At 43.2% G+C, this 7,509-nt stretch carries 3 protein-coding genes; 1 reads left to right on the forward strand and 2 read right to left on the reverse strand.

Annotated features, from left to right (window positions below; genetic code table 11):
• Nucleotides 1-708: a hypothetical protein gene (locus AB8P51_RS08930; protein WP_369748463.1), complete on the reverse strand. Its 708-nt coding sequence runs from the start codon at nt 706-708 to the stop codon at nt 1-3.
• Complete coding sequence (locus AB8P51_RS08935) at nt 705-5,015, reverse strand: thrombospondin type 3 repeat-containing protein (RefSeq protein WP_369748464.1); 4,311 nt, start codon at nt 5,013-5,015, stop codon at nt 705-707. Before AB8P51_RS08935 ends, AB8P51_RS08930 begins: the two co-directional genes overlap by 4 nt.
• A gap of 184 nt (nt 5,016-5,199) precedes the next feature.
• On the opposite strand from AB8P51_RS08935, the gene AB8P51_RS08940 reads away from it, so the two are divergent.
• Nucleotides 5,200-7,176: a putative porin gene (locus tag AB8P51_RS08940; protein WP_369748465.1), complete on the forward strand. Its 1,977-nt coding sequence runs from the start codon at nt 5,200-5,202 to the stop codon at nt 7,174-7,176.
• Nucleotides 7,177-7,509 lie beyond the last annotated feature (333 nt).

Here is a 7,509-nt window from a genome sequence, read left to right on the forward strand (position 1 = left end):
TTATAAAATTTTAAACTGAAAAATCTCGGATTGTGAAGTATTCCCCTGACTGTCACGAGAAACAATTCGCCAGTAATAGACTGTCCCGGATACCACTGTGGCGTCTAGTGTGCTATCCGTTGTAGTACCCAGAGAGACTAATGCCGAACTATCAGTCCCAAAAAACACTTCATAGTCTTCGAGGTCATTATCCACGTCGCTTCCTGCCCATACCAGGCTTACAGTCCCTGAGGCTGCTACGGTAGAACCTCTTTCCGGACTTACCACTTCAGCAGGGAAGGGGGCATAATTCTCAACCCCTGGACCTTGATTGTAAAAACGCCAGGTGGGACTGGTAGCCGTTTCATTTGTGCCATCGGCCCTGGAAACAACAAACCACTCATAAGGGACTCCCCTTAAAATCGTTATATCCGCACTGTTGATACTCGAATTGGTTCGGGATGTGTTGTTGTTGTCAAGGTTGCGGAGATTGACCTGATAGGAATCCGTGTTTTCTGAATTCGTCCATCTAAAGTTCACTGTACTCTGTGTATCATTGATTACCGTTCCCTCGTTGCATTCTGTATTATTATCCGGAAAGATAAGGGTTGCCGCCGATGGGGGAGTAACCGTTACCGGTGGTTCCGGTTCAGGATCAGGATCACTACCACCACCACAGGATATCAGCATTACAGAAAGAAGCCCTAAAAAGCTTAGTTTGTATTTCATTTTCTAATGATTTTATAATTCATCAAACCTGAAGATGTTTTTATATTCAGCATATAAATACCCCTGGAAAGAGCATCTACATTAAATCTGATTTCGTTGTTTTCCACATTGTATTGTTTTCTGAAGACTGTTCGTCCGTTAAGGTCGAATAACGCAACCTCCACTTTTTCAGAACTGTTATTTCCGAGATAGATGTTGAGATCACCTGAAGAAATGGGATTCGGGTAGATCAGCAATTCTGAACTCAGCATAATCGTTTCCGAGTAAACTCCCTGGCAATCCTTATCCGTCCTCACCCTCAGTGTATTTTCCACCTGGGAGAGCGGCAGGGTAATCTCCTTTTCAGAAGTACGGTATACTTCCCCATTCAGGTTGATGGTATACGACTTTCCGCCCGAGAGATCGAGAGTAACCTTATTGTCAAACGAATCGATTTTTGAAGAGACAGAGAGGTCTTCAGGCTCTGGAATATTAACCGAATAACAGATTTCGTATTCGGGCTGTCCATCCACAGTTATACAAATTTCGTAAGTCCCTGCACTGAGATTCTCAAAGCTCAGGGTGTCACTAAAACTCTGACTTTCATTAAGTCCGCTCCCTGCAATAGTGGCGGTGTAATTCAAGGCTTCCACAGCGTTGAGAGTGATACTTCCATCATTATTGTCGGTACAGGTTTCTCCAACCGTAAGCAAACTAAAGTTTGTTATTGGGAGGGTGAATATCTCACAGCCGGTTACATCAACTACTGTACCCGGTGGTGTGTTGTCACAAAGGTCATTTGCATTGGGTACGCCGTCGTTATCGGCATCGTCATCGCATACATCACCTATGCCGTCACCATCTGCATCCTCCTGATTTGGATTGGCTACCAGCGGGCAATTATCCTCTGTATCCAATATGCCGTCATTGTCATCATCCGTATCACAGGCATCTCCCTGGCCATCTGCATCCGTATCGGTTTGGTTTGCATTGCCCACCAGGGGACAGTTATCGTCTACATCCAGAATACCATCATTGTCATCATCGTCATCATCCTGTACCCCTTCTACCACAAAATCGTCTATGATCACTCCCTCCTGGTTTAATGCGGGATCTGAATGGAAAACAATACGAAAAAGCACATTGGATTCATTTGTTAGATCGGTCTCTCCCAGGGCGGCATTGGCGGTAAAATCATAGGCGTATTCCGTCATGGTTTCATTGGTGCCTGTCCATTGTGCCCCCGGACAATTCTGGCAGTCGTCTGCCGCACCAGAATTCGCGTTTGTGCGGTCACTGCTGTACCAATTGGGCTGACTATTAACGGTTCCCAGCACCTGCCAGTTGGCTCCGTCATCCGTGCTGTATTCCACATAGACGATATCAAAATTAATTTCCAGATCGTACGCCATGTTGAATTTGAGAACGGGAGCAAGTATGGACGACATTTCATAACAATTACTTACCAGAAAACTTTTTACCCCGTCCGGATGATTCCCATCCAGATTGGTCCCATACACCTGGGATCCTGATGCCGCTTGATTGAGCAAGGTCCCAGCGGGAACCCCTTTTTCCCAAACACTGCTATTGTTATCAATATCATTGTAGGTAAGTAGGATTTCTTCTGCAGATTCGAAGGTGTTTACCGTACCCCCTAAACCAAAGAAATTGGAAAAGAAGTTTTGTATCAGGGAGTTATTATCTGGAAAAGTGTCATTGGCTATAGTGACCTCAACCTCAAGGCTGGCCGGGCCAATGGAATTAATATTGACCGAAGGCAGAGCTATAGTTGTGGTCTCCCCTGAATTCAGGTTAACGGAAACATTATTAAACGGCTGGTCAGCCCCTCCATTCACCCTGTAGGTAACATCAACACTGGTAATGGGGTTAAGTCCTTTATTTTCCACAAGGATTTCCGGGAAAATTTCTCCGCAGCGTATGGTATTTGCTGAGGGCATATTAATGGCAACTAATTGTATATCATTATCAGGGACCTGCACGGGGATGGGCGACTGCCATATTCCCCGTCCATAGGTGGCAGCGGTAATTATTTCCTGGTCCAGGTTTATATCCAGATCGCTAACGGCCACATTGGGCAGGTTGGTAAAATAATCTTCCCATTCGGCTAGTGTATCGTCAATACGATATACTCCAAGGCTGGTGCCCACATAAACAGGGTTATCGGTATGCCGACCCTGATGCTTAATAGAGAATAAAGCCTGGTCTGCAGGCAGGTTCAGGGTAATATCATCAACCGTCTCATCTCCCGGCCCATTTATGGTAACCCGGTATACACCCCGGTTTCCGGGTTGCTGAGACTGCCTGATACCAACCCTGTTTGAAGTTACTACATAGGCAATATTGTCCAGACTGGAATGTATTGCGATATCGGAGATTATGGTTGGGAACCTGTGGAGAAAGTCATAAGTAACACCACCATCCGTACTGCGGTATAACAGGTCTTGTCTTGCTACATATAATATTTCCTCGTTATTGCGGCTCACCTCGATATCGGTGAGGTTATCACCATCGAAATTGGTAGAGATCTTTACCCAGTTATTCCCCTGTAATTGGTAAACGGCATCGAAACCACTGAAGACCTTTCCAGTAGGTCCAATGGCCATTGGGGTAATCCAGTTTCCCTGTATACTATCTCCGTTTGCATCTTCCGGAGGTGCAATGGAACCAATGGATTGCCCTGAGTTTGAAGTCACATTAAAGGAACTGCCAAATTGGGTAAACCCATAGAATATATTGTCATTATTGGGGTCTATGGCATTATCCATACCATCACCTCCGTGGTAGTTGTTCCATTGACCCCCGTTCAGGGCCTGACCCCCATTGTCCTGTAATCCCCCAATCATTTTATTGGGATCAGAAGGAGAAACGGACATGCGATAAAACTGCCCTACCGCCGCACCGGCTGTATAATCTGTAAAGGTGCTCCCGCCATCTTCAGTAAGGTAGATGCCTCCATCCGTACCGGCATAAAGTTTTCCGTTGAAAAATTTCAGTGTGTGGATGTCTGCGTGTGTATAAGCCGGATTATTGATAAACCACTGGTTCAGGCGAGACCAGTTGGTGCCTCCAGAATTGCTTTTCCAGATATTCAGGCAACCCATATAAATTTCATCCGCATCTGTAGGGGAGACCTCCAGGGCCAAATCAAACCAGGCCTGACTGGATTCCATAATATTGGTAGTATTGGAACTTTCTGCGAAAGAAACCCCGCTATCAACCGATTTGTAAAGGCCCTGGTATTCAAAATCTTGCTCACCAGCACCTGTATTGGCCGCTAATATGTACAACACTTCAGAGTCTGCAGGGGTAACGCCTAAAACTACCCTACCTGCCGTTGTTGGCAGTAAGGGGTCATCGATTGTAACAAAATCAGACCCATTGGTTGTTTTATAAAAAATAGCTGATCCTCCTGCTCCCCCAATATGCCGATTTGCCACTGCATATACTGTATTGGGGTCTCCTGGCTTTAATTTAAAATCAGAGATGTATCCCGCCCTCACTATGTTCCAGTTGTCCCCTCCGTCTACCGATTTGTATAAACCAGAACTACTACCTGCCCAGAGTATATTGGGGTTAGAAGGATCAATAACAATTTCATTCATCAGAAAGTTATTGTTCGTATTGGAAGGATTCAGACCGGTCTGGTTCCAGGTTTGCCCACCGTCAATGGATTTAAATACACCTACACTATAAGAGTCTGCGGCATCATCGTCACCTGTGGTGATATATATGATATTACTGTCATTAGAATCTATCGCGATACCCGATACTCCGATTTGGGGAAACTCGTCAAAAAGGTTGGTCCAAGTCTGGCCTCCATCAGTAGTTTTCCAGATACCTCCAGCCGGAGCACCTATATACCAGGTATTCTCATTATTTGGGTCTACGGCTATTTGATTGACACGTCCTGTCCCAGGAAGCCTCCCGGAAAAAACACGAACCGCAAATGGACCAACGGAGTTCCAGTTACTTATGGGGTTGCTACGGGCGCTGCTCGCCTGTTTATTTTGCCAGCTATTCCAAAGTTCTTTTCCCGAGGGGAGGTCCCCGTTTGCGTCGGCGAAATGGCTCCAGTAGTGTTCCCATCGTTTCATAGGTTTGTACCCACTTCCTTTGCGGTTTTTATCCCGACTAGCCCAGTAAGCCTCAACAGCTTCGCTAAAGTTATATAGATTTACAGGCGTTGTACCATCCGAAAAAGACACTTGCGAACCAAGTGCAGGATCCTTTCCTGAACTTATATTATCGTCCTGTCCATAGGAAGAAAACCCGCATAGTAGTAATACGAGGAGTAATTTTCTTATCATGTAATTTTTTTTGACTAATATCCAGAAAAAAACAGGATTATTAAATTTTTTTAGTTTTAGAACTCCATTTTTTAGGGATTTACCATAAAAGTTTCCCAAGATAGGGAAATGATGTGTTTTCTTATAAAAGATTCACACTTCTTTAGTATTAAAAAAAAGTAACTTTGTGCGAGTGATCGAATTTATGAGATACCTGTATATAGTAGTATTCTTTCTGGTTTTAATTCCTATAGGTGCACAGGAGAAGTTGCCCCCACCGGAAAAACAAAAAGACTCAACACAGTTCAGAAAACGAAATCTTCAACAAGCTCCGGCAACGGATGGTAATGAATCGATAACGAGAATAGAAGAATACAAGATCATTTCATATTCCAGGGACACAACATATCTGGATACAACTCTTTCTATCCAAAAAGAGTATAAATACAATTTTCTTAGACGCGATGATTTTGAACTCATGCCTTTTGCCAATATAGGTCAGCCCTACAATAGCCTTGGTGTAGACCTGGAAAGGTTGGGCTTATATCCAGCTTTGGGTGCCAGGGCAAGACATTTCAATTATCTCGAAGTAGAGGACATTTCATATTACAATGTCCCGACACCTATGACCGATCTGTTTTTTAAGACCACTTTCGAGCAGGGACAGATGCTTGATGCCATGCTCACTTTTAACACTTCTCCCAGATTAAACTTTTCCATTGCCTATAAAGGCTTTCGCTCTCTTGGGAAATATCTGTACAGTGAGAATGAGTCGGGAAATTTCAGGACAACGGCGAATTATCTCTCGAGAAATGGCCGATATGCTCTCAGGGCACATATTGCAGCACAGGATATTTTAGGAGAGGAAAATGGGGGCTTGAGTGATAAGGAATTGCAGTTTGAATCTGAGGATGATGACTTTCAGGACCGATCGAGGTTAGATGTATTTTTTACCAATGCCAGCAACAAAATTTTGGGCAAGAGGTATTTTCTAGACCATCGATATGCCCTGGCCCGAAAAAGGGATTCAATAAGAAACTCTTCTTTGGGATTAGGGCACGAATTTTCCTATGAGACCAAATACTATCAATTCCAGCAGGATGCTCAGAACGATTATTTTGGGTCCATTATAATTTCTCCAATTGATGACAAAGCCACTTTAAAGACTTTGTACAACCAACTAAGCCTTGATTACTCAAGTAAATTACTGGGTACTCTTAAGGGTTTTGTAAACCTCTATCAATATGATTATTATTTCAACAGCATACTCATCACTGAGGATGAGACGATTCCTAATCAGTTAAGGGGGGATGAGATTGCTGTTGGAGGAAGTTACAGTAAACAAATAGATGGTTTTTCTCTGGATGGAGAACTGGCCTACGGGATCACGGGAGATCTTACGAATTATGTTTTTGACGGCTCAGCTAAGTTGAAACTCAATGAGAAGCATGAGATTGGATTTGGCGCTCATTCTTCTTCCAGGATGCCTAATTTTAATTTTTTACTCTATCAGTCGGAATACACCAATTACAACTGGAACAACAGCAATACTTTTGAAAATGAAAATGTACAGAGTTTAAAGTTTAGTTTAAGCTCACAGGATTGGGGGGAGTTAATGGCTCAGTACTCCACTACTGATAATTACACCTACTTTTCCTCCAATGCCACTGAACAGCAGATAGCAGACGGAGAAGAAAATGCCTTTGTCACGCCAAAGCAGGAGAGTAATTCGGTAAATCATCTGAAGGTAAAGTATGCAAAGGAGTTCAAATTCGGGAAATGGGCCCTGAACAATACCCTAATGTATCAGAATGTGAGTCAGAGCACTGTGGTGCTTAATGTACCCCAGCTGGTAACGCGTAATACGATATACTATTCATCCAATGTATTTAAGAATGCCATGTTCCTGCAAACTGGGGTGACCTTTAAATATTTTACCTCTTATACAATGGATGCTTATAATCCTTTACTGGGGGAATTCTTTGTACAGAACAGGGAAGAGCTGGGGGCGTTTCCTCTTCTCGACTTCTTTATCAATGCCAAAATACGCCAGACTAGAGTCTATCTTAAGGCGGAACACTTTAATTCATCTTTTACCGGGAACACTTTTTATTCAGCACCTTCTTATCCGTATCGCGACTTTGTGATCAGGTTTGGGCTTGTCTGGAATTTCTTTTCTTGATTTTTTATTGACTTTAAAAATATTTTTTGAAAAGGGAATGCTCATTTTCAGGGGGTTAGAAGGATATATTTTCATTTAAGAAAATTTTATCGTTTGGGGTTGTGCAACCAAAAAAATGGCTCTATATTTGCACCCGCTTAACGAGGGATCGTTGGGTGAAAAGAGGAATACAAAAGTTCATTGATATATTGGTAGACAGCGAATTTGTTAAAGCAGAAGGGGTAGGTTTTCGGATTTACTTTGGAAGTTTTTAGCAGATTTAAGATCATTAGATTTAAATGAAACATGAGAACCGTTTTGGGGCGGGATGACTCTGCGGATTTGTGGTAGCGT

Source organism: Muriicola sp. SD30, assembly GCF_041205185.1.
Classification (GTDB): domain Bacteria; phylum Bacteroidota; class Bacteroidia; order Flavobacteriales; family Flavobacteriaceae; genus Muriicola.